A 22,531-nucleotide genomic window follows, 5' to 3' on the forward strand; every position below is an offset into this window, starting at 1 on the left:
CCGCACTCGACAGGCACTACGATGACTCCCGAATGGCAGGAGTTCCGAGATCGGACGACGACCGTGACGGTCGACGGCGTCGATGTCAACCACTTCGACGAGGGGGAGGGCGACCCCCTCGTGTTGGTACACGGCGGCGGCCTGACCTCCAACGCGGCACTGAACTGGGGCGCGGTGATCGATCGCTTCGCCGAGCACTTCCGGGTGATCGCTCCCGACCAGCCCGGGTTCGGCCACACCGACCCGCGCGGCGAGGTGGACTACTACCCGGCCGAGCGGGCGAAGTTCCTCATCGAGCTGATCGAGGAGCTGGGCCTAGATGACGTCTCCCTGGCCGGCGGCAGCGAGGGGTCGACGCTCGTGAGCCACGTCGCGCTCCGGCGGCCCGACCTCGTTAACGGGATCTGTCTCTGTAACGGCGGGACGATCGTCCGGGAGTTCGGCTCGCCTTCGCCCCACACCAGGGTTGAGGAGCCGACCATGGAGACGGTGCGGGAGGACGCCGAACGACTGGCCGAGGAGTACTTTACCGAGAGGAAGTACCACCCGTTCTGGAACGAGCTCACCGACGGGAAGATCGAGTACCTCTACGAGCTCAAGAAGCGCAACTGGGAGTTCAACAACGCCCGAGACGAGGCGATCCGGGAGACGGCTTGGGACTACAACCGCACGCTGGCCTACGATGGCAAGCCGATCGCCAGACAGCCCGAGAACTTCGAGGTCCCGCTCCTGTTCGCTTGGAGCACGAAGCCGTACTTCTCGATCGGCTACTACGACGACCAAGAGGGCGAACGCGACGCCGGCAGCCCCGACGCGACCTACGAGTTTTTCAAGCAACTTGACGACGCACAGATGCACATCTGGCAGAACTCCAAGCACCACACCCAGACCGACAAGGCCCCCGAATTCGTCGACGTCGTCACCTCGTTCATGAAGCACTAGGCAGTCCGGGGTCTCTCTCCCTCGACCCTCTCCTCGCCGTAACCGGGAGATACCGGAACTGGCATCCGGCAGCGAGGACCCAATATTAAGATCCGCCACCGCATTGTGGGTGTATGGGAGGCCCAGTCAGATTCGTAGATCCGCCCAGCCGGGCAGAGATCCGCGAGCGCGCCGCGGCGAACCACCTCGACCTGAGCGAAGCTGAAGTCGAGTACATCCACGAGGCGATCCGGTCGAACCTCGACGTCTACCGACGGATCGACCGGATCTCGTCCAAAGAATCGGATCGTCGCTACACTGACCGGGATCCGGGATACCGCCCCGACGCCGAGGAGGACCCGCACAACGCCTTCGTCAGGAAGTGCCGGATCCCCGGCGCCGAGGACGGTCCGCTCTCGGAGGTCACCGTCGGGCTCAAGGACAACGTCGCCGTCGCTGGTGTCGAGACCACCGTTGGATCGCCGATCATGGACGGTTACGTCCCCCAGCGGGACGCGACGGTGGTCACACGGTTGCTCGACGTCGGGGCGACGATCACCGGCAAGCTCACGATGACGCCGTTTTCGGTGGGCGACAGCTTCCACGACCCCGGGATGAATCCTCGGAACCCCACGCGGGACGCGGGGGCGTCCTCGACTGGGTCGGCGATCGCCGTCGTCACCGGCGACGTCGACGTCGCTCTGGGCGCCGACCAGGGTGGCTCGATCAGGCAGCCCGCGGCGTGGTGTGGCTGCGTCGGGCTGAAGCCCACCCGCGGGCTGGTGCCCTACACCGGGATCCAGTCCCTTGACGACACCATCGACTACGTCGGGCCGATGACCCGGACTGTCGGCGACTGTGCCCGAACGCTGGAGGCTATCGCCGGCTACGACCCGCTGGACCCGCGCCACCGCCACCCAACGCCGGCCGACGACCCCGGGTTCGAGACAGACGACTACACCGGGGCGGTCGGCGGGAGCGTCGAGGACCTCACGGTCGGTGTCCTCGCTGAGGGGTTCGAGACCGACGACCCCAATGAGGCGGTCCTGGAGACCGTGCGGGAGGCGGTCGACCGGTTCAAGGACCTAGGTGCGACGGTCCGGGAGGTCTCAGTCCCGTGGCACACGGACGGTGCCCTACTCTCGACGGCGATCCTCACCGAGGGAGTCGCCATGAAGGTCAGCCACGAGGGATTGACCCCATTCTCCCAAGGCTACCAGGACATCGGCTACGCCGAGAGCTTCGGGAAGGCCCGGCGGGCCCGCGGTGGCGACGTCTCGCTGCGGGTGAAATACATGACGGTGATCGGCGACTACCTCGGCGACCGCTACCAGCACCGCTACTATGCGAAGGCCCAGAACCTCGCCCGCGAACTGACCGCGGCCTACGACGAGGCCCTCGAGGAGGTGGACGTCCTGGCCCTGCCAACCTGGGACGACGTCGCCCCCGAACTCAACGCGACGGAATCCTACGATGAGACGGTCGAAGCGACGCGGGAGGCATGGGACACCGACACCTCCTCGACGACCAGCCAGTTCGACGTGAGCGGCCACCCCGCGCTGACGATCCCCTGCGGGACCGTCGACGACCTACCCGTCGGGCTCCAGCTTGTCGGCGAGCACTTCGGCGAGCGCACCCTTTTCCGGGCCGCCGACGCCTTCGAGCGCGCGGTCGACTGGGAGTCGTAACAGGGGGTCGACCGTTGAGTTCAATCGTTTGGGGCTACCCGCGTTCGGCGGCCGAGGCCTCCTTCGTGGTGGAGACCCACCCAGAACTGGTCCAGCGCGATACACTCTCTCGCGGCTACGTCGGGGAGGTCGACGGGGAACCTCTCCAGCGCGAGGGCCTAGACGCCGTCAGCGACAACGGCGTCATTAGTGACAGGAAGAAGGCCTCGCGCGCAACCGGCCGGACGACCGTCCACAAGACGGTACGGTACCTCGCCGACGCGATCGAAGGCGAGATGGAGTGAGCGGTGACGAGGTCCCACCGCCGACACCGGACCCGTGTGGATCCCCGGTCGGACCTCCGGAAGAACTATACGAGGGCCCGGAGTGATTCGCTCTACGGAACCCCCATGAGTGAGGACACCGGTACGGTCGTCACCGTCGAGGGTCGCATCGATCCAGAGGAACTCGGGGTCACGTTGCCCCACGAGCACCTATTCGGGAACGCAGTCGACAGCCTCTACGAACCGCCGGATTCGGCGGTCGAGCGACGGATCGCCGAGGAACCGATCTCCCTGGAAAACTACTGGTGGGTCAGGCGTAACCCTTGGAACCACAAGGACAACCTCGTGCTCGACTCCTTCGAGGACGCCGTCGAGGAGGTAGGCCATTACCACCGCGCGGGCGGCGACGCCATCGTGGACGTCTCCCCCAAGGGCACGGGCCGCAACCCGGAGGATGTCAGGGCCGTCGCCCGGGAGACGGGGGTCACGTTTGTCCACGGCACGGCCTTCTACACCCGCGATTCGCACCCGGACCGCGTGGCGGAGATGACCGCCGACGAGATTGCCGAAGAGTTCGTCGCCGACGTCCGGGAGGGCATCGGCGACACCGACGTGCGGGCAGGGGTCATCGGCGAGATCGGGATCACCGGCCACGAACAGGACGACAACGCGTACTGCGACTGGATCCACCCCCAAGAGGAGAAGGTCCTTCGGGGCGGGGTCCGGGCCGCACTCCGCACCGGGGCCTCGGTCAGCGTCCACCCGCCCTCCAAGCGGGACCCGGAGTATCCCACCTCCCGGCGGACCTTAGAGGTGCTCGACGTGGCCAGCGAGGAGGGCCTCCCGATGGAGCGGCTGATCCTCTGTCACCGCGACCAGTCGAAGTGGCAGGAAACCGATCGGACCTACCGCACGGAGATCGCCGAACGCGGGGCCTACGTCGAGTTCGACCTGTTCGGTCACGACGACCTCTACCACGCCGCGGTCGACGACGCCCAGCCCTCGGATCTGGACCGAGTCAAGGCCCTCATCGGGATGATCGACGACGGCTACGCCGACCGGATGTTGCTCTCCCACGACGTGTTCCTGAAGTACCTCCTGAAGAAGTACGGCGGCTACGGCTACTCCCACATCCTCGAGAACATCGTGCCGCTGCTTTCGGAGATGGGCGTCGAGCGGTCGGTCCTCGACACGATGCTCATAGATAACCCCCAGCGGGTCCTAACCTTCCAAGAGCCAGAGTCGTGACCGATCTCCCGAGATCCCTCCTCGTAGCCGGCCGAGACTAGCGCGGCTCCCCGGGTGGGACCGCGCCGTCCGTCGGCGGACCGAGCAGTACACTTATGATCGGGACGGGAGTACCAGCACCCAGGCCGGACGATGAAACTAGATACCAGGACTGCAGTAGTGACGGGCGCGGCCTCGGGCATCGGCCGCGGGATCGCGATCGAACTCGCCAGGGAGGGCGCGGACGTCGTCGTCTCCGACACGGACGAGGCCCCGCCGGGGTCCGACCAGGCGACGACCGTCGAGGAACTCCGGGACCTCGGTGCGGAGGCTACCTTCGTCGAGTGCGACGTCTCGGACCAACTCGAGGCCGAGGCGCTGATAGAGACCGCCGCCGAGGAGTTCGGCGGCATCGACGTGCTCGTGAACAACCTCTCCATCTCCCGACCCGGCACCGTCGAGCACCTCTCGATGGAGGAGTGGCACGAGTCCATCGCGGTGAATCTCACCGGGAAGTTCCTCTGTTCGAAGTACGCCATCCCCCACCTCCGAGAGAGCGACCAGCCCCGGATCATCAACGTCTCCTCGCAGGTCGCGTTCGTGAGCCGCCCCCGGAGCGCGGCCTACGCGACGACGATGGCCGCGGTGTCACACCTCACCCGACAGATGGCGGTCGATCTGGGCTCGGATGACGTCACCGTCAACGCAATCGCCCCGGGACCGGTCAAGACTGAACGGATGAAAGAGACAACCCAGGAGTGGATCCTGCCGTCCCGGATGGACAACAGGGTCGTCCTCTCAACAGTCGGGGAACCGAAGGACATCGGGAGAGCGGCGGTGTACCTGGCCTCCGAGGACGCTAGGTACGTCACGGGACACAACCTCGTCGTCGACGGCGGCTGGACCGTCAACGACCTCGCGGAGTGAATCGATGAGTAGAGAACGCGGTACTCGTGGCTCGCGGGACGGTCGAGACGGCCGCCGGGTCCAGCCACGGTGGCCTCGCTTCGGTAGTGGCGTCAGGGGCACCAGTACACTTTTGTTTCGAACCGGGGAAGGGGGATCTGAAGAACCACAATGAGACTCGAAGACAGAACCGTCGTGATCACCGGCGGGGCCTCGGGCATCGGCCGCGGCACGGCGATCGAGATGGCCAAGGAGGGCGCCGACGTGGTCGTCGGTGACGTCCGGGAGACCCCGCTCGGGGCCGACGAGGACGAGACGACCGCCGAGGTGGTCCGAGACCTCGGTCGAGACGCTGTCTACTGCGAGTGTGACGTCTCGAAGGAAGCCGACGTACGGGCGCTTATCGAGACCGCCGGCGAGGAGTTCGGCGGCATCGACATCCTCGTCAATAACGCGGCGATAAACCTGCGTGGCAGAGTCGAGGAGCTCTCCCTAGAGGACTGGAACACCATGATCGGCGTCCTCCTGACGGGCCCGTTCATGGGCTCGAAGTTCGCGGTGCCGTACCTCCGGGAGAGCGACCAACCGCGGATCATCAACATCTCCTCGCAGGTCGCCTTCGTCGCCTGGCCCGGCAACGCGGCCTACGACACGCTGAAAGGTGCGCTCTCGCATTTCACCCGGCAGATGGCGGTCGACCTCGCCGAGTACGATATCCGGGTCAACGCAATCTGTCCGGGGCCGATCCGGACGAAAAACGCTAAGGAGGAACACCGCGACTACGAGATCAGCCACCGATACGACGAGAAGACGCTGACCTCGTTCACAGGCGAACCTCAGGACATTGGTCGGGCGGCAGTGTTCCTGGCCTCCGAGGATGCCCGCTACATCACCGGCCACAACCTGCTGGTCGACGGCGGGTGGCTGGCCGGGGACTTCTACAGCTGATCGACCACATCGGAGAGTGTCTCAGTCCCTGGGTTTCGGGTTGATGTGTCGGATCCTCGTGGTCGGACTGGACCCTTCTAACCCCCTCAATCGAGGATCGCGTGGGCCCGGACCGGCGACCCGGTCCCCTCGCGAACCTTCATTGGGAGCCCGGAAAAGGTGAACCGCCGGCCGGCGACGGTGTCGAGGTTCGCGAGGTTCTCATAGATGACGACCTCCTCGCCAGCACACAGCGAGTGGATGGGGAAGTCGTAGGTCGGGAAGATGTTCGGCGGGTGGTCGACGCTGATGGCATCGATGCCGATGGCCTTCGCGCCCCCCTCGATCAGGAATTCACCCGCGGAGCCCTCCATCCCAACGAACTTCGACTCGTACCGGCGCTTTCGCTCCCGGTCCTCGAGGGAGTAGTTCCGTCGGTAGTTCCCGGTGTCCAGCAGGACGATGTCTCCCTCCCGGATCTCCAGCCCCGACGCCTCAAGCGCCCGCTCTATGTCCCCGGGCGTGATCGGGTCCGGGTAGGTCACGTCCGAGACGTCCAGGCAGACCGCCGGACCGCGGAACCACTCCAGGGGCATCTCGTCGATGGAGAGGTCGGAGGTGGGGTCGAGGTGGTCGATCGAGTCGACGTGGGTCGGGCCGTGCTCGCTGACGTACAGCGTCTGGTTGATCGGCTTCTCGTCCTGGCCGGCCCGCACCCCGCGCATGTGGCGCTCGACGTACTCGTTCTCGCCCTCGTAGCCCGCTTCCTCACGCTTCTTTTTGACCTCGAAGGCGCGTTCGGCGTGGGTGTAGCCGGTGAACAGCTGGGTCTCGTCGGCCGACTCCGCTAGTGGTTGACTCTCTTCGATGTACCCGGAGAGGTCTATCAGCTCGGACATCGAACCCACCCACGACGGCCCGGTACATAACTCCACACCCCGGGTCGGGCCCGAACACAACCGGGACCAGAAGGTACGCCGCCGAACTCCCCCGAACGCGTTCCGGATCATCTGGACCCCGACCGACCGACGCGCCGGGACTCACTCCCAGACCGACTCGAACACGCGCTGGAGGTTGCCCCCGAGGATCTTCCGCACCTCGTCGTCGTCGTAGCCCCTGTCGACCAAGCCCCGGGTCAGGTTCCCGAGTCTCGTGTACCGGTTCAGGCCCTCCGGGTAGGGGTCCATCCGGTCGGTCGGGCCGTCGCCGTACACCTCGGGGTGCGTCTTGCGCCAGACGTTGAGGTTCGACCCTTGGTGGATCGACCCCGAATTCAGGGTCCGGTCGCTCATGTCGCCCCCAAAGGCGACGCTGTCGATGCCGCCAACCTCAACCGCGTGGTCGACGTGGTCGAGGACGTCGTGGACCGTCGCCGGCTGGACCTCGTGAGTATCCGGGTCACGTTTGATCACTGGCGGAAACGGCGTGATACAGTTGACACCACCGGCTTCGGCGACGGCGCGCAACTGCTCGTCGGTCTTGGCCCGCCCTTGGGAGTTCGCCAAGGCCCGACAGCCGATGTGGGAGGCGATAACCGGGTCCGCCGAGTGCTCAACGACATCCATCGTCGTCGCGTCGTTTGTGTGGGAGACGTCCAGTAGTATCCCCCTGTCGTTGAGCTCCTCGACGGCCTCCCGACCGAGCATGGTGAGTCCGGCGTCGCGGCCCTCGCAGCAGCCGTCGCCGAGCGTGTTGGCCCGGTTGTACGCGAGGTCAATCACCTTCACGTCGAGTTCGTCGACGACCCGGATCCGGTCGAGGTCAGTTCCGACCCAGTTTGCCCCCTGGAACCCGAGGACGATCCCGGTCCGGTCTCCGGCGCTATCGATATCCTCGACCGACTCGATCAAAAAGTAGTTGTCGGCGTTAGCTCGGATCCGTTCCCGCACCTCGCAGACGCCGTCGACCGTCGCCTCGAAGTCGTCGTCCGACCCGCCGACGGTGAGGTTCCCCGCGGCGATCCCTGCCTCGGGCAGGCGGTCGCGGTAGTCGGAATCGTCGAGGTAGTAGGTCCCGGCGATTAGGCCGTCCACGATGGTCGTACTGCGGTGGAGTTCGTCCGCTCGGGCCTGTTCCTCGTCGGTCAGTTCGAAAAACTCTCGGCTGTCGTCGGGGGTAGTGGTCGCCATAGCTATCCTATCTCCCCGGAGCACCTAAAACCAGGTGCCCGGGAGATCCAGGTGCCGGCTGATCGATGTCACCGGCCGCCCGGAGGCGATGTACCTGATCCGGCGGAACCGACGTCGGTACGCTCGCTTGGGTCACCGCCCGACAGAGGCCCCGGACTTGCCAATCGCGGGCAGGGACGACGTTTGGACCTGGGGAACGGATCACCCGACGTGTCCAGCCTCGTTCGGAGCATGGAGGCATCTCGGAACCGGCGTGCGGTGACCCCCTCATAACCTCGAAGCCCCCCCGCGATCCTGGGGCGTTCCCTGGGCCGACGGTAGGAGCTATCCACCTCACCGGAGGGACGGTGATCTTCCTCCGTCGCACTGGACAGATACCGCTCGACTGGCCGTCGAGGGCCGTGTCGACCCGCAGTGACCGGGTGCCCCCAGAACCCTCTAGCTCCGACCGGTACCGCCCCGGGCTGTTCGGAGTCGGGTGTGGCCCGTCGGCGCCCCACCGACCCGGTGTCGATCCCGGGGCCGACGGAGAGCTACGGACCGGTACCAACGACATATTTTGTTTGGATGAGTGAAACAACTGTGTTGGGAGTTAACAAGGATCGATAGCGATAAAACCCACCATTTGGGCCTCTCACGGTCGAATTAGCCCTAAGACGCCCCTGCCATTCCAGAACTGATCGTTCATTTGTTTGGAAGAGAAAAACACTTGTTACTAAATCCTGAGCGGGCCGGACGCCGCGATGAATGTTTGGTCCGCCTCGTCGAGATGGTGTACCTATCTTTCGACCAAGCGCTGCCACGGCCTGAGCCATAGCTTACGGTGTTCGACCTGTCTGGGAATAGGACGAACAGTGGTACGTGGGTGATCTCGTCGTGGAGGTAGCGCGGGTGTTTGTAGTAGCAGCGAAGGCTCTTAGCCGCGAACTCGTCAAGCACCGGCGAGGTGTCGCGGCCGTGGCCGTAACACCGGAGGTGGTCTGCGCGGAGCGCGCAAGGGGTGAATAAAACGACGTTTGTACGGTGTTTGTCCAGCATGTTCGGGAAATATATCGGCGTTAATGTGTTACGTACCCGATGGGACTCCCGCCAGCGTTCACAACTATATGTTATCTGACTGGTGTTAACTAGCTACATGGTTATACATTACATCTGTATCCGTGTAAAGATAGCTGTGGCGACAATATAATCAATATAACTATTACGCCTGTAGTAGCGTAAATGATCAAATCATAATCTGTTGGCGGTTCGATACAATCTTGAGAAGACAAATACTGGTGTATGAGAAATAAAGTGGAGATTCTATTACCATCGTCGCATAAGAGATCAGTCACTGAAATACCGCGGAGAATACGGTAGTAACCAACTGTTTGTCACAGTCGAACTCGCGCTTCCGGCCTGACGGTCCGCGTTCACCCAGTTCGTGAGGTATTCATGGAGGCCAAACCTTTTTTTGCGACTGAAAGGCCACAATGGCTGAGCTAGCCAATGTAATGTTTGGTTATACCAATTTGCGTATGTGCTCGTCCCGGTTGCGAAGCACCGCACCACGGATCAGGTTCCTGCTTGAGCGTGACGAAACACGTCTACGAGAATATAATACCCCGTGACGACGAGGAATCCGACGGAAAACAGCGTGAACAGATGGATGTTAATCGACCGCGGACCGGCCCAATACGGGATCGCGGGTCTCGGGACCGGTGGAGTGAGCGGCCAAAATAGATCACTCGGAATCTGACCTGCTGATAGCGCAGCGTAATTGTCCGCGACGAGATGCGAGGCGTACGCGATGGCAAACGCGATCCCTGCTCGGAACCTGTCGGTCTTCCACCCGTATAGAACGGCAAGTGTCCAGATTGGAACGGCAACTGGCAGCGAGTGCATACCGACGCGGCCGGTCGGTAACACACCCAGCTCCAGCGCGAGCGGTTTATCGATGATATCCGGGAACTGACTCCCAACGAACGCCACGGCCGCGAGCTCGAGCGACGGGAATCGTCGCGCCACGAGAGCCACGTAACAGCCCACGCATAGAAGCGCGACAATTAGGTGTTCGATCGGTCGCATCGTTTCACCTGTTCATTTCAACGATAAAAACGTCATCGTTGATCCGATTTAGACTCTCTACGACTCCCACCCATCGTGCCGTCGATACCGTGTGACGCCACCTCGTCGAGTTCATCTCCGATCCACACAATGCCGCTCCGTTGGATTCGTCGCGTACAACCCCAATAGCTATGTCCGATTCCACCGTGGATTTGTGACCATGACGACTACGCGTCGGATACTCGGGATCTATCTCCGAGGATTCTGTATGGGGGCCGCCGACGCCGTCCCTGGCGTCTCCGGCGGGACGATAGCACTCCTCACCGGCATCTACGAGCGACTCATCACCGCCATCACGGCTCTCACCGTGAGTAGGATTCGCCGACTCGCTCACGACGCCCGCGACGGAAATCGTCAGGCCGTCGTTCGGACCCTCACTGAGCTGGATATCGGGTTCCTCGTTGTCCTCGGAACAGGAATCGCTACCGCCGTCGTGAGCGTCTTGCGACTCATCAGTTGGTTACTGACCGTTTCGCCGGTTGAGGTGTACGGATTCTTTTTCGGGTTGATCGGTGCTTCCGCCATCATCCTCTACCGGGACGTCTCGCTGGAGACCTGGGGGAAGCGAGCCGCTGTCATCGTCGGATTCTTCCTCGCCTTCGTCGGTTCCGGCTACGCGGCGACGGGGATCAGCACGTCGCTCCCGGTGTTGTTTCTCGCTGGCACCGTTGCGATCAGCGCGATGGTCCTCCCGGGACTGTCCGGATCGCTGTTGCTCCTCGTCCTTGGCCAGTACGAGTACATGTCGACGGCGCTGAGTCGATTCACCGACGCGCTTCTTGCCGCGCTACAGGGTGGCGGCGCCGAAGCCGTCTACCAGAGCGCCGTTCCCGTCGTGACTTTCCTCCTCGGTGCGGTCGTCGGGCTGCTATCCGTTGCCCATGCGGTTCGGGCCGCGTTCAAACGGAACCGTGAGATGACCGTTGCTTTCCTCGTTAGCCTGATCTTCGGCGCACTCCGAGCCCCCGTCGAACAGGCGTCCGTTGAGCTAGCCGCGATGGGACTGAACTGGACGCGGTATTGGATTCAGTCGTTCATTCTGTTCGCAATTGTGGGCGTCGGCCTCGTCGTCATCTTCGAATGGGTCTCAACTCGAGATGTACAGTTTGCGTCGGTTACGGAGCACCAAGCCGAGTGAACGTCTTCCTGACTATCCAAACTGACCGTCTTGGGTGACTACTTTTTATTGTCTTGTGTGTATTGACCAATATTGATATCAACGCCTGATGCCGGAGTCGGAGGGCCACTGTCGTGTCGCGCCCACGCTAGCTTATGACAAAATAAAAATACTAAAACAGTACTCTACATTATAGATTAGAAATAGTCTCTCCTTTCTATGTGAGTATATTTGAATTATACGTCTCGTGAGTCGCTCAGCCACTCAGACATAAACACATTCAATTATGAGAAGAATTTAGCATAGGGTACATGGCTACGAATCAAGTCACCGAGTCCGCCGTTCGCGTCGAAGTCGAAAACATCGGTGGAATCGACGAAGCGAGCAGTACCCTCCCACCCGGTGTTTCGGTGCTCACCGGTGAGAACGCGACGAATCGGACATCGTTTCTCACCGCCATCATGGCCGGTCTCGGGAGTGAACGGGCATCGCTGAAAGGCGACGCCGAGCGCGGTTCAGTCACGCTCGAAATCGACGGCACGACGTACACCCGAACGGTGGAGCGACAGGGAGAGACGGTCACATTCGGGGGCGACCCGTTCCTCGACGACCCGGAGCTCGCCGAACTCTTCGCGTTCCTCCTCGAGAGCAACGAAGCGCGACGGACCATCGCGAGGGGCGATGACCTCCGCGAACTCATCATGCGTCCCGTCGACACCGACCGGATCGACGCCGAAATAGACTCCTGTAAACGCGAACGCGACGAGATCGATGACGAGCTGGAACGGCTAGACCGGATCGAGAATGAGCTCCCCGAGCTCGAGGAAGAACGGCAAGAGACGAAAGAAGAGCTCGACTCGACGCTGGAAGAGCTTGACGCGGTTCAAGACGAGATAGACGCGTACGACAAAGACATTGAACAGAGCCGTTCGCAGAAACAAGAGCTCGAAGCGGCGTTTCAGCGCGTTCGGGACGCGAGATCGGAGCTCGAAGACCTCGAGTTCGACCTCGAAACGGATCGGTCGACGCTCGAAGAACTCGAATCCGAACAGGCAGACCTCGAGGATACGCTGGCCACTGCCGACGAACCTGAAGAGAGTCCCGACCGCCTGACCGGTCGTATTCAAGAGCTACGAGACCGGAAGCGCAAGATCGACGATACGATCAGCGAGCTCGGCAGTGTCATTAATTTCAACGAGGAGATGCTCGAGGACGAGGGCGTTAGCGTGGAGTTAGCTGACGAGGACTCGAGCGGGGCTCCGACGGACGAGCTCCTCGCCGCCGACGAAATGACGTGTTGGACCTGTGGGTCGTCGGTCTCCGCTGACGAACTCTCTACCACGCTCGATCGGCTCCGCAGCCTTCGGGCCGACAAGCTCGACGAACGCCGAGGGGTCGAATCAGACATCGATGAACTCTCCGAGAAGCGGTCCGACCTTCGCGAACAGCGCAACGCCCTAGAGCAGGCCGAAGACCGACTAGAGACCGTCGAGTCCGAAATCGAGGCCACGCAAGAGCGGATCAGCGATCTCGAATCGCGCATCGAATCCAAACAGGAGGAGGTAGCGGAGCTCGAAGCCGAAACCGAGTCGATCGAGGTCGACGACCACGAGGACCTGCTCGAACTCCACCGCGAGTCGAACGAACTGGAGCTCAGAGTCGAAAATCTCGAGTCAGATCTCGAAACGCTCGATACGAAGATCGCTGAACGGGAGGAGGCGATCCAGAAGCGCGACGAGCTAGAAGCCGACCGCGAGGACGTCTCACAGCGGCTCACTGACCTCCGAACGCGCATCGAGGATCTCGAAGCGGAGGCGGTCGAAGCGTTCAACACGCACATGGAGACCCTTCTCGATATCCTCGAGTACGAGAACCTCGACCGGATCTGGATCGAACGACGTCAGGAACGGGTCAGGGAAGGCCGTCGGAAAGTCGAGAAGACCCGATTCGATCTCCATATCGTGCGGTCGGCTACCGACGGTACGGCGTATGAAGACACTATCGAGCACCTCTCGGAGAGCGAACGTGAAGTGACGGGACTGGTGTTCGCTCTGGCCGGGTACCTAGTCCATGACGTCCACGAACAGCTGCCGTTCATCCTGCTCGACTCGCTGGAGGCGATCGATTCGAACCGGATCGCGCGGCTCGTCGAGTACTTCCGGACTCATGCCCCCTACATTACGGTAGCGCTCCTTCCCGAGGACGCCGCCGCGCTCTCAGACGATTACACCTACATCACTAGCATCGACTCCTAACGCCCGCTGGTCCTGCGGGTCCGTGGGCGCAGTACTACCAGCACTCCGACAAATTACATCGGTAAGCTTGTAACGCTCGATACGGTACATTAGACATGAGCAACGAGTCACGCAAGCGCGGGACGAAAGTCGCGCGGCTCATCGAGAAGTACGAGCTATCGGGAAAGGGGGCAGAGCTAGAGGCAGCGTGGATCGGTGACGACGGCGAGCGAACGAGCCTCCGCGACCTCGCCGACGAATTCAACGAGACGGTCCTCCGGTCGACACTCAAAGAAAACGGAATATCGCTCTCCAACTTCGAGGTCGCCGGGACGTATGAGGCGCTTCGGCACGGGTCTGGATCTGACGAAACCCGCGCTCGTCGACGGCTCGAACGGGAGGGAGTCGACGTTGAGGAACTCACCGGCGACTTCGTAACGCACCAGTCCGTACACACGTATCTCACGGACGCCCGTAACGCGTCGCTTCCAGACCAGGGCGAAGACGCGGTCGAACGGCGCACGGAGACAATCGAGAAGTTAGAGGGCCGCACCGCAGTGGTGACCGAGGCATCGATCGAATCGACACTCCCTGATGAAGAACTGAACCGTGTCGATTACGACGTCATCGTGGACGTGCAAGTCGTCTGTTCGGCCTGCGGCTCGACGTACGATGCCGGTGAACTCCTGCGTCAGGGTGGCTGTGACTGCGGGGACTCGGCGTAGCAAAGCTCGCAATATATACTCTCTCAATTATTATGCCTTAGCTGATAAAAAATATAACAAAATATCTATATGATTGATTTGCGGCGGGTGGCCGGCAATCTGACAAGCCGTTTGAGTCCACTCCTACTGAGGGTCCCGCACTTTCTCCGTACTCGTCCAACTATATTGATTAATACTGTATAATAAGCAAGCCCGCGTCCGGTACGCTGAGAGAGTCTCAACTGATCGACCGCAATTAGTATACAGCAGCAGTACGTGTACCAGTACCATGGGTGTAGACAACACTCCGGTTGAAAAATTGATGAGCACTGACCTTCTGACCGTTACACCCGACACCGACATCAACAAAGCCGCAGATATCTTGCTCGACGAGGGTGTCGGGTCACTGATCGTCTTAGACGCCGACGATAACCTCGCAGGAGTACTGACAAGCACTGATTTCGTTACAGTCGTCTCGACAAACCACTCCTCGTACACTGGGGTCGTCGGCGATTACATGACGGAAGACGTTCTCACGGTTCCCTCTTCGGCCACGCTCTACAATGCCGCGGTCAAGATGATACGAGAAGACGTCCAGCACCTCCCCGTCGCCGGTGACGGCAACGAAATCGTGGGAATGCTGTCTGCGACGGATCTCACGGCGCAACTGACGTACATGGGCAGCAGTGGAACCGATTAACTGTTCTGAGACTACTCTCACGCACGTCTCGGAGTTGCTCATGTTGATTTCGCGGGCGGGGTCCGACAGGTCGGCCGCGTGTAACCGACTACAGATCTAAGTTGAGAATCTAAGATAGTAGTCTTAGACGAATATCTAAGCTTTGTTTCTAAGTCGTCATTCTACGGCCTGAGCAGGCCGAGTGACCCGGGGCTTGACCCGAGGGGGTTCGCATACTGAGCCACCGCTTCCAGACGTGTGGCCGAACTCTGCCGAAAACGACCCGACAACACGGTTGTGAACTCACCCCGGAGTCTAGCCCCGGGGCAGTCGCCTCGACCGCCTGTACACCCAGAGGTAGGTGCCTCAGTGACCGTCGAGCACGTGGTCGTACGTCGCGGCGATCGGATAGTTCCACCCGCGTCCGAGTGCCTTCTGCGTGATACGGAGCGGCGGCGGTGTCTGTCGTCGTTTGAATTCGGCGTGCGTTACCCGTCTGAGGGCTTCGTCAACGACGTGGTCAGGATACCCACGCTGGATCGATTCGGCGTTACCACCCCCCTCGATGTACTGTTTTAGAATGGGATCTAGAACCTCATACGCCGGAATTTCCTCCTCGTCAGCCTGCCCCGCGCGTAGCTCTGCGGTCGGTTCCTTCTCGATTACTGACCTCGGGATGACCGGAGACGTCCCGGCCGACGCAAGCGTCCGGTTAAACACCTCTGCGAGTTCGTACACCAGTTGCTTGTAACAGTCACCGAGCGGGGCGAGCGCACCCACGGCGTCGCCGTACAGCGTACAGTAGCCGACGGCGGCCTCACTCTTGTTATCGGGCGTAAGCACGAGGGCATCGCGCTGATTTGCGATCCCCATGAGGATGGCGCCACGGATCCGCGCTTGGATGTTTTCAGCTGCGACACCGGTGAGCGATGCGTCGTTCGCTTCGAGCGTCCCGGATATCGTCTCTACCATCGCCCCGATTGGGATTACGTCGAATTCAATCTCTAGGTTCGCCGCCACTGCGCGGGCGTCAGCGACGCTCTGTTCGCTCGTGATCTCGCTCGGAAGCGACACGCCGTAGACGCTGTCCTTGCCGAGCGCGGCAACCGCGAGCGCGGCTGCGACGGCGGAATCGATTCCACCTGATAAGCCAATTACCGCTTCCTCAAACCCGGTCTTTTCGAAGTAATCACGCACCCCAAGCATGAGTGCCTCGCGAGCCTGCGCAGCACGAGTTTCTGACTCGCCCGTCCGAGCGGCCGCGCTACCAGTGATCGGAACATCTACCACCGCTGTGTCGGAGTCGAATCCCGCGAGCCGCTCGTGGACTGCCCCGTCAACGGTGACTAGCGAGTGGCCGTCAAAAATCAACTCGTCGTTGCCGCCGACCTGATTGGCGAAGACGACCGGGCACCCCGTCTCGGCCGCGTGGGTCGTGAAGCGGTTCTCACGGCGAGACGGTTTGTTGAGACTGAACGGGCTCGCTGATAGCGTGACGATGAGTTCCGCGCCGCTCGCAGCTGTGTCCTGTAGCGGCGTCTCGTCGTGGCGCTGTGTTCCGGTTACCTTGGCGTCTTGCCACGCGTCTTCACAAATCGTGACTCCCACCGATGTTCCGCCAACGTCCACGACCAACGGCTCGCTCCCGCGGCGGAAGTAGCGATGTTCGTCGAAGACGTCGTAGGTCGGGAGTAAGCGCTTGTGATACGTCTCACTCCATTCCCCATCGCGTAACACGATCGCCGCGTTGTGGATCGGTGCGCCGGTCTCGTAGTCCGTCCTGACCGCAGCCCCAACAATCAGTGGTGGTCCGTCCTCGGTCTCTGAAGCGAGGTCGTTGAGTGTAGATTCCTGCGCATCGAGTATCCCCGACCGGTGGAGCAGGTCGCGGGGTGGATACCCCAGCAACGAGAGCTCGGGTGTGACAACGAGATCCGGATCAGTAGCCAGTAGCTCTCCGTACTCGTCAGTGACCTTGTTACAATTCCCGCGGACATCTCCAATTATCGGATTGTGTTGTATAATGCCTATCTTTAGCTCTTTTTCCATCCTTCTAGAGAAAGTTTGACTGAACACTAATAAAAACTAGAATAGGTTGGTGTGTATAGTCAATTACTGAGTTCCCCCTTGTCAGTTCGCCCGCCCTGTAGTTCAGCAGTATAGATTCAAACTCGAAGCTAGACGGTTCGAATCACCACGAACTCATGTTGATTCGATTCAATACTGGCCCATCCTCCGAAAGTATGGAATTTCACCGTAGTCATGGTAGTTGAGACTGGCCGTCTCAATGTATACGATTCTCGAACTGCTTCGACGAGGCTACGGGCGGAGTATCCCCTTCAGCAATTTCGTCGCTTTCACACCTAACACTCATTACGATTGACACCGTATTTCTGTTCAACGATGTCCATCGACCGAGATACCTTCGAGAAGACGAGCGAGGACGAACTCGAGGAACTGTCCGTCCCGGATCAGGTCCTCGGATTTCTCGCCGCCAACGATGATCGCGCGTTCAAGGCCCGCGAAATCGCCTCTCAGATCGGTCTCGATGAGGGCGCGGTCAGCACCGCGCTCTCGAGACTGAAGGACCGCGATCTCGTCGAACACAAAGCGACGTACTGGGCGATAACCGACGACACAGAGCGACTCGACGGATACAGCGGGTACGAACGAGCGACCGCCCTGTTCAACCAGCGACTCGATACAGAAGACAAGGAGTCTTGGCGGGAACACGCGCCCAGCGAGCCGCACCCCAATGTCGAGGACGAACAGTGACGGACGGAGGCGCTCCGATTTTCGAGCGTGGAGACGTCGTCTACGGCGATGATCCGTTCAAAGGTGACGAGGACGCTCGACCCTGGCTCATTCTCTCGAACCACAAGGGACGGCCGTTTTACGGCGAACAATACATCGCGCTGACGTTGACGTCGAAATCCTGGATGGACGGCCTCATCGACATTCCCGAAGAGAGTTGGCTTCGTGGCGGTACGCCAGACGAGAGCCGGGTCGTTCCATGGGGTGTACAATCGATTGGCCACGAGGACATCGATTTCTGGCAGGGCCGTCTCACAGACGATTTCGTCGATACCGCAACTACTGCTCTCGTCGACGAACTTCGGTAGCCACTTTCGAGCACTCACGTGCGACGTGTACATCCATTCCTGACCATAGTCTCAACTTCCCCACCGTTGCACAGTAGTTGAGGCCAGCTTTCTCAAGGCATATGGCAGTCTGGCGCAGTTCATAAATAGTATGAAGACGTAGTTTGGGATAGAACGATGGCACGAATCACCGGTTCCTATCCAGACGATCTCGACCTCCTCATCGAGGGTGCTGTCGAGGCTGGTGTGTTTGGGGGCAAGAGCGATGCGTTGCGTGAATTCGTGCGTGAGTACTTCGAGGACCACGAAAACGAACGCACCGCTGCTGCAGTCGCCCTCTACGAACGCGAGCGGATTACGCTCGGTGATGCTGCGAGACTCGCCCATGTCGATCGCTGGACGATGCGGGATATTCTCTGTGAGCACGGTGTAGAACTCCGGCTCGGGCTCGTGGATGAGGAGGATGCGGCCTACGAAGCGGAGGCGGCGACGGAACTCGAATTCGATGATGAGCCTGCTGATAACGATAACTCGGACTCGCAATGACGACTACCGATATTCTGTGGACCCAAGCGTTCTCAATACGACCGTTCTCTCGAACTTTGCATGCATTGACCAGTTGTGGGTGGTTTCAGGACTCTCAGGAATATGTACGGTGCCGGTCGTTCCTCTACCAATGAGCGCTCTCGAAATAAATCCCACTTCAACGCTGACTGACACAGTCTAAATGACCAACGCAGAAGGACGACTCCTCATGCTGCCGGTCGTTTTCCGGCACATCGTGACTGATAAGGAGATGTAACATCAAAGTATGGTGAGGGGTGACATTGGTGTTCAACTGGTTCTCGAGGGCGTGACTTTCGCAGGCGAGTACGGATTTAGTCCTGGCGCTTCATGATCAACTATGAGCAAAGTTGGCACTGACCGCGAGCGTGTGACTTCACAGCAGCAGCTGACGGTGGATTACATGCAGATGGCGGGACACCGGAGCAACATTCACGGACTCGTCGAGATTGACGTTACCGATGCCAGAGAGCGCATCCGGACCATCGAGGAAGAGACCGGAACAAAACTCTCGTTCACTGCTTTCATCGTATCCTGTTTGGCCGCCACTGTTGATGAACAGCCTCACGTTCAACGGTACCGTGATTGGCGAGGGCGAATCTACGAGTTCGAGGATGTCGATGTGAACGTCCTCATCGAACGGGAAACCGATGGTGACCAAATCGGCATCCCGTATGTCATTCGCCAAGCGAACCAGCGGACGATTCGGTCGATTCACGACGAAATTCGACGTGTCAAAGCAGACACGACGAACCGTCCAGAGGCCCGCGTCGCCAGATTCGCACGCCGCCTTCCCGGCTTTCTGCGCCGTCAAATATGGCGGCTTCCCCAGTGGTTCCCGACACGTTGGAAGCACATCGCTGGCAGTGTCGCGGTCACCTCTATCGGCATGTTCGGCACCGGAAACGGCTGGGCTATTAGTCCCACTAACTACACCCTCCAACTAACCGTCGGCGGGATCGGCACCAAACCACGCTTGATAGACGGCGAACTGTGTTCCAGGGAGTTCCTGAGCCTGACCGCCACGTTCGACCACGATGTCGTTGACGGAGCGCCAGCCACACGATTCGTCCAACGCCTCTGCGAACACATAGAAGCCAGTCACGGGCTTGATACTATATCCACCGAATGATTGAGCTATCGATTCCGGTTTGCTGGGTATACCCTCTGTATCGGTCACACCCTTACTGACTGGCGGGAGAGAGTTCGAAACGGCGCTGCTGCATACAGAGCGCTTCTCTCACACACAAGTATCTCTTGATTCGATCTATGTTGGACCGATCAACATTGTCCTCGTATTTCTCAATCGTGAGTACAGTTTTAGGCCGCGGCGTTATGCGGATTCAACAGGGCACAGTTGAGATACAGTTATTTCTTCTCCTGACCAAGATTGTGTGTGATGTCCACATTACTCAAAGACAACGTGGCGGTTGTTACCGGTGGCTCCAGCGGAAATGGACGCGCGATTGCCCGTCGGTTCGCTTCGGAAGGGGCCGACATCGTTATCGCGGATATTCAGGAGTCGCCTCGCGAGGGCGGGGACCCGACGCACGAACTGATCGAGGCCGAAACGGAGGCGAGGGCGACGTTCGTCGAGTGTGACGTCACGAACGTCGACGATCTCGAGGCGGCGGTCGAGGCTGCCGAGGAGTTCGGTGGGATCACCGTGATGGTGAACAACGCGGGGATCTTCCACGGCGAGGAGTTCCTGGAAGTCGACGAAGATGCGTTCGATCGGATGATGGACATCAACGTCAAAGGTGTCTATTTCGGCGCACAGGCGGCCGCAAAGCGGATGGTCGAAGCCGGGGGCGGGCGGATAATCAACCTCTCGTCGGTCGCCGGTCTCGAGGGCTCCGGCGAGTTCATCACGTACTGTGGGACGAAAGGTGCCGTGCGACTACTCACGTACTCGATGGCGGCGAAGCTGGGGCCCGATGGCGTTCGGGTGAACGCTATCCATCCGGGGCTGATCGAGACGACGATGACGACCGATGACTACCCGATTATGGGGACGGATGCTGAAGAAGAGTTCTTACAGGCAATCCCATCGCGGCGGGCGGGCCAGCCTGAAGACGTCGCGGATGCAGCGCTGTATCTCGCAAGTGATCTCTCAGACTACGTGAACGGTGAATCGCTCGTCGTTGACGGCGGGATGACGAATACACAGTAGATACGAAACAACGGCCACAAAGAAGGGAGTGGCCGTCGGATTATTCTCTCCTATCACCGTATCACGTGGGCCGCTATTTACCGTCGATTTACAGACGGAGGTCAGCCATTTCTGGTCGGAACTCAGTAATCGATTCGCAGGGACATTCTCTCGGCTGATTCAGGATTAATTTAGAGAAAATATCGAAGCTCTTGTGCTGACTACATCCTCTGGGCCTTGTTTAGACGCCAGCGTTCAGCGGTCTGTCCCCTCGATCGCGCGTTCGAGGTTTCGCACCGCTGATTTCATAACAAGTTCGCGGAATTGACCGAACCACGTTCTCACCCACAACGTCTCACCGTATCGCTACCGAAATCCGAAAAACACGGAATAAGCATTCGAACGCTGGTTATACGCCCGATCATGGATGAGTAAGTTTCTCGCCCATCCTCGGAAACCTGGGCCGCGTTGCGGAATCAACGGTGTGATACTTTCAGCAAGCAACCTCGTCCGAAGTGCTTCCCAGTCGTATCCTTAATCAGCCGCTACAGCCGTCAGATCGTCGAGATTCCGCACTAACATTGCCAGCTGACCTGTGTATCGTGCGGTTGTTTCATCGAACAGTGTATGTCTAGAATCGCACTCGTTTTACAACCGATGAGCAGCGTGGTCTTCACCGACTCAAAGGTGTAATCCGTCCGTTTCGCGTAGTGCTGGCTCGCTTGAATACGATCCACGTCGGTTGCGTCGATTGCCTGAATATCTCCGAGTTCATATAGTCCGACCGACCCGTCGAGGATCGCTCGCCACCGCTTCATCGGACTTCCTAGTAGATTTGGTACTTTGTCGGAGCTACTAGCAAGACGACACTAGTCACACATCATTCAGACTGAGCGACTCTCCTCGTCTAAACAAGGCTCATCCTCAGTATCCGCTGCGGCCAAAATCTCAGGATACCGGTTCCGTATCGTCATCTCGCTCACGCCTGTAGCATGAGCGATATCTGCCTGTCGGAGAGACTCATCGCATCGTTTAGCAGCCGCGTACAGCGCCCCAGCGGCGATGCCTACCGGATGTTTCCCGCTGTGAACGCCGTTTTCAACCGCTATTCCGGCGAGACGTCGTGCCTCTCGCTCTGTCGCGTCCGTACACCCCACGTCCGACGCGATCCGTCCGATGAACGAGCGGGGATCTGGTGGAGCAATTTCCAACCCGAGTTCACGTGAGACGTGTCGGTATGCCCGCTCAACGCGAATTTGTTCGACGCGGCTCACTGCCGAGACCTCGTCGATAGAGCGCGGGACACCGTCTATGCGACTCGCCGCGTATAGCGCCGCAGTGGCGACGCTTTCAACAGCTCGACCCGGAAGGAGTCCGTCCGCGAGTGCACGACGGTAGATGACGCCTGCCGTCTCTCGGGTGCTGTCGGGCACGCCGAGCGCGGAAGCCATGCGATCAATCTCACCAAGCGCATGCATGAGATTTCTATCCGTAGATGAGCGTCGTCGGAAGCGCTCATCCCACCGTCGAAGGCGACGCATCTGTTGTCGCCGTTCTCCAGACAGCGCGTTCCCCTTCGCATCGGTGTTCTGCCACCCGATCATCGTTGACAACCCCTTATCGTGTAAGAGGTTCGTGCTTGCTGGTCCGACGCGAGAGTCCTGATCGCCGGTGCCGTTCGGCGTGTACAGCGTGACACTCGTATCAAGCGTCGCGTCTGAAACGACGAGTCCACAGTCGTCACAGACCGCATCCACGCCATCATCGGCTCGACGAAGTCGTCCGTGACACTCCGGACACGTGGTCCGACCGT

General features: G+C 60.2%; 20 protein-coding genes and 1 pseudogene. 15 read left to right on the forward strand and 6 right to left on the reverse strand.

Annotated features, from left to right (window positions below; genetic code table 11):
• The first annotated feature begins 21 nt into the window (after window positions 1–21).
• From ACZ5KW_RS00440 to ACZ5KW_RS00465, 6 genes are all read left to right on the forward strand, one after another.
• Entirely contained in the window at window positions 22–942 is a 921-nt protein-coding gene (locus tag ACZ5KW_RS00440; protein WP_343778878.1) for an alpha/beta fold hydrolase, read from the forward strand.
• A 113-nt stretch (window positions 943–1,055) separates the two neighbouring features.
• A complete protein-coding gene (locus ACZ5KW_RS00445; RefSeq protein ID WP_343778876.1) occupies window positions 1,056–2,609 on the forward strand; it encodes an amidase family protein in 1,554 nt (517 codons plus the stop codon).
• 14 nt (window positions 2,610–2,623) lie between these two features.
• Window positions 2,624–2,893 (forward strand): creatininase family protein, encoded by a 270-nt coding sequence (locus ACZ5KW_RS00450; protein ID WP_343778875.1) that lies wholly within the window; start codon window positions 2,624–2,626, stop codon window positions 2,891–2,893.
• Window positions 2,894–2,998: 105 nt separating this feature from the next.
• Window positions 2,999–4,120, forward strand: a complete 1,122-nt coding sequence (locus ACZ5KW_RS00455) for a phosphotriesterase family protein (protein ID WP_343778874.1) — start codon at window positions 2,999–3,001, stop codon at window positions 4,118–4,120.
• A gap of 159 nt (window positions 4,121–4,279) precedes the next feature.
• Window positions 4,280–5,026: an SDR family NAD(P)-dependent oxidoreductase gene (locus ACZ5KW_RS00460; RefSeq protein ID WP_464388559.1), complete on the forward strand. Its 747-nt coding sequence runs from the start codon at window positions 4,280–4,282 to the stop codon at window positions 5,024–5,026.
• 150 nt (window positions 5,027–5,176) lie between these two features.
• Complete coding sequence (locus ACZ5KW_RS00465; protein WP_343778871.1) at window positions 5,177–5,953, forward strand: SDR family NAD(P)-dependent oxidoreductase; 777 nt, start codon at window positions 5,177–5,179, stop codon at window positions 5,951–5,953.
• A gap of 86 nt (window positions 5,954–6,039) precedes the next feature.
• Here the strand turns inward: ACZ5KW_RS00465 and ACZ5KW_RS00470 are convergent, their stop codons facing one another.
• The 3 genes from ACZ5KW_RS00470 to ACZ5KW_RS00480 all read right to left on the reverse strand — a co-directional run bounded on the left by ACZ5KW_RS00470 (window position 6,040) and on the right by ACZ5KW_RS00480 (window position 10,128).
• On the reverse strand, window positions 6,040–6,831 hold the full coding sequence (locus tag ACZ5KW_RS00470; protein ID WP_343778870.1) for a cyclase family protein: 792 nt from the start codon (window positions 6,829–6,831) through the stop codon (window positions 6,040–6,042).
• Between the two features lie 141 nt (window positions 6,832–6,972).
• On the reverse strand, window positions 6,973–8,061 hold the full coding sequence (locus ACZ5KW_RS00475) for a dipeptidase (RefSeq protein WP_343778868.1): 1,089 nt from the start codon (window positions 8,059–8,061) through the stop codon (window positions 6,973–6,975).
• Window positions 8,062–9,615: 1,554 nt separating this feature from the next.
• Window positions 9,616–10,128: a metal-dependent hydrolase gene (locus ACZ5KW_RS00480; protein ID WP_343778866.1), complete on the reverse strand. Its 513-nt coding sequence runs from the start codon at window positions 10,126–10,128 to the stop codon at window positions 9,616–9,618.
• Window positions 10,129–10,327: 199 nt separating this feature from the next.
• Here ACZ5KW_RS00480 and ACZ5KW_RS00485 point away from each other — a divergent pair, with 199 nt between their 5' ends.
• The 4 genes from ACZ5KW_RS00485 to ACZ5KW_RS00500 all read left to right on the forward strand — a co-directional run bounded on the left by ACZ5KW_RS00485 (window position 10,328) and on the right by ACZ5KW_RS00500 (window position 14,922).
• Window positions 10,328–11,305 (forward strand): DUF368 domain-containing protein, encoded by a 978-nt coding sequence (locus ACZ5KW_RS00485; protein ID WP_371153055.1) that lies wholly within the window; start codon window positions 10,328–10,330, stop codon window positions 11,303–11,305.
• Between the two features lie 290 nt (window positions 11,306–11,595).
• The gene (locus ACZ5KW_RS00490) at window positions 11,596–13,539 is read left to right on the forward strand and encodes an archaea-specific SMC-related protein (protein ID WP_343778863.1); all 1,944 of its coding nucleotides are present in this window, start codon (window positions 11,596–11,598) and stop codon (window positions 13,537–13,539) included.
• Window positions 13,540–13,634: 95 nt separating this feature from the next.
• The gene (gene rdfA, locus ACZ5KW_RS00495) at window positions 13,635–14,243 is read left to right on the forward strand and encodes a rod-determining factor RdfA (RefSeq protein WP_343778862.1); all 609 of its coding nucleotides are present in this window, start codon (window positions 13,635–13,637) and stop codon (window positions 14,241–14,243) included.
• Between the two features lie 301 nt (window positions 14,244–14,544).
• On the forward strand, window positions 14,545–14,922 hold the full coding sequence (locus tag ACZ5KW_RS00500; RefSeq protein ID WP_371153054.1) for a CBS domain-containing protein: 378 nt from the start codon (window positions 14,545–14,547) through the stop codon (window positions 14,920–14,922).
• A 345-nt stretch (window positions 14,923–15,267) separates the two neighbouring features.
• Here ACZ5KW_RS00500 and ACZ5KW_RS00505 read toward each other — a convergent pair whose 3' ends face one another.
• On the reverse strand, window positions 15,268–16,950 hold the full coding sequence (locus ACZ5KW_RS00505; RefSeq protein WP_343778858.1) for an NAD+ synthase: 1,683 nt from the start codon (window positions 16,948–16,950) through the stop codon (window positions 15,268–15,270).
• Window positions 16,951–17,304: 354 nt separating this feature from the next.
• Here ACZ5KW_RS00505 and ACZ5KW_RS00510 point away from each other — a divergent pair, with 354 nt between their 5' ends.
• The 5 genes from ACZ5KW_RS00510 to ACZ5KW_RS00530 all read left to right on the forward strand — a co-directional run bounded on the left by ACZ5KW_RS00510 (window position 17,305) and on the right by ACZ5KW_RS00530 (window position 20,739).
• The gene (locus ACZ5KW_RS00510; RefSeq protein WP_343778856.1) at window positions 17,305–17,676 is read left to right on the forward strand and encodes a MarR family transcriptional regulator; all 372 of its coding nucleotides are present in this window, start codon (window positions 17,305–17,307) and stop codon (window positions 17,674–17,676) included.
• Window positions 17,673–18,023, forward strand: coding sequence for a type II toxin-antitoxin system PemK/MazF family toxin (locus ACZ5KW_RS00515; RefSeq protein ID WP_268105792.1), 351 nt, complete (start codon window positions 17,673–17,675; stop codon window positions 18,021–18,023). Before ACZ5KW_RS00510 ends, ACZ5KW_RS00515 begins: the two co-directional genes overlap by 4 nt.
• A 156-nt stretch (window positions 18,024–18,179) precedes the next feature.
• Window positions 18,180–18,548: a UPF0175 family protein gene (locus ACZ5KW_RS00520; RefSeq protein ID WP_343778854.1), complete on the forward strand. Its 369-nt coding sequence runs from the start codon at window positions 18,180–18,182 to the stop codon at window positions 18,546–18,548.
• Window positions 18,549–18,906: 358 nt separating this feature from the next.
• Window positions 18,907–19,698 (forward strand): 2-oxo acid dehydrogenase subunit E2, encoded by a 792-nt coding sequence (locus tag ACZ5KW_RS00525; protein ID WP_343778852.1) that lies wholly within the window; start codon window positions 18,907–18,909, stop codon window positions 19,696–19,698.
• A gap of 267 nt (window positions 19,699–19,965) precedes the next feature.
• Entirely contained in the window at window positions 19,966–20,739 is a 774-nt protein-coding gene (locus ACZ5KW_RS00530) for an SDR family oxidoreductase (RefSeq protein WP_343778850.1), read from the forward strand.
• Between the two features lie 234 nt (window positions 20,740–20,973).
• Here the strand turns inward: ACZ5KW_RS00530 and ACZ5KW_RS00535 are convergent.
• Both ACZ5KW_RS00535 and ACZ5KW_RS00540 read right to left on the reverse strand, forming a co-directional pair.
• A pseudogene (locus ACZ5KW_RS00535) lies at window positions 20,974–21,536 on the reverse strand (transposase); the annotation flags it as partial.
• Window positions 21,537–21,602: 66 nt separating this feature from the next.
• Window positions 21,603–22,475: a transcription initiation factor IIB gene (locus ACZ5KW_RS00540; protein WP_371153059.1), complete on the reverse strand. Its 873-nt coding sequence runs from the start codon at window positions 22,473–22,475 to the stop codon at window positions 21,603–21,605.
• Window positions 22,476–22,531 lie beyond the last annotated feature (56 nt).

The sequence above is a fragment of the Halorubrum ejinorense genome (assembly GCF_055389685.1).

Coding starts and splice junctions, on each gene's coding strand:
- ACZ5KW_RS00510 (WP_343778856.1), top strand. CDS start 17,305: ATGTCCATCGACCGAGATACCTTCGAGAAGACGAGCGAGGACGAACTC.
- rdfA (WP_343778862.1), top strand. CDS start 13,635: ATGAGCAACGAGTCACGCAAGCGCGGGACGAAAGTCGCGCGGCTCATC.
- ACZ5KW_RS00530 (WP_343778850.1), top strand. CDS start 19,966: ATGTCCACATTACTCAAAGACAACGTGGCGGTTGTTACCGGTGGCTCC.
- ACZ5KW_RS00525 (WP_343778852.1), top strand. CDS start 18,907: ATGAGCAAAGTTGGCACTGACCGCGAGCGTGTGACTTCACAGCAGCAG.
- ACZ5KW_RS00485 (WP_371153055.1), top strand. CDS start 10,328: ATGACGACTACGCGTCGGATACTCGGGATCTATCTCCGAGGATTCTGT.
- ACZ5KW_RS00475 (WP_343778868.1), bottom strand. CDS start 8,061: ATGGCGACCACTACCCCCGACGACAGCCGAGAGTTTTTCGAACTGACC.
- ACZ5KW_RS00465 (WP_343778871.1), top strand. CDS start 5,177: ATGAGACTCGAAGACAGAACCGTCGTGATCACCGGCGGGGCCTCGGGC.
- ACZ5KW_RS00490 (WP_343778863.1), top strand. CDS start 11,596: ATGGCTACGAATCAAGTCACCGAGTCCGCCGTTCGCGTCGAAGTCGAA.
- ACZ5KW_RS00505 (WP_343778858.1), bottom strand. CDS start 16,950: ATGGAAAAAGAGCTAAAGATAGGCATTATACAACACAATCCGATAATT.
- ACZ5KW_RS00500 (WP_371153054.1), top strand. CDS start 14,545: ATGAGCACTGACCTTCTGACCGTTACACCCGACACCGACATCAACAAA.
- ACZ5KW_RS00445 (WP_343778876.1), top strand. CDS start 1,056: ATGGGAGGCCCAGTCAGATTCGTAGATCCGCCCAGCCGGGCAGAGATC.
- ACZ5KW_RS00455 (WP_343778874.1), top strand. CDS start 2,999: ATGAGTGAGGACACCGGTACGGTCGTCACCGTCGAGGGTCGCATCGAT.
- ACZ5KW_RS00440 (WP_343778878.1), top strand. CDS start 22: ATGACTCCCGAATGGCAGGAGTTCCGAGATCGGACGACGACCGTGACG.
- ACZ5KW_RS00520 (WP_343778854.1), top strand. CDS start 18,180: ATGGCACGAATCACCGGTTCCTATCCAGACGATCTCGACCTCCTCATC.
- ACZ5KW_RS00480 (WP_343778866.1), bottom strand. CDS start 10,128: ATGCGACCGATCGAACACCTAATTGTCGCGCTTCTATGCGTGGGCTGT.
- ACZ5KW_RS00470 (WP_343778870.1), bottom strand. CDS start 6,831: ATGTCCGAGCTGATAGACCTCTCCGGGTACATCGAAGAGAGTCAACCA.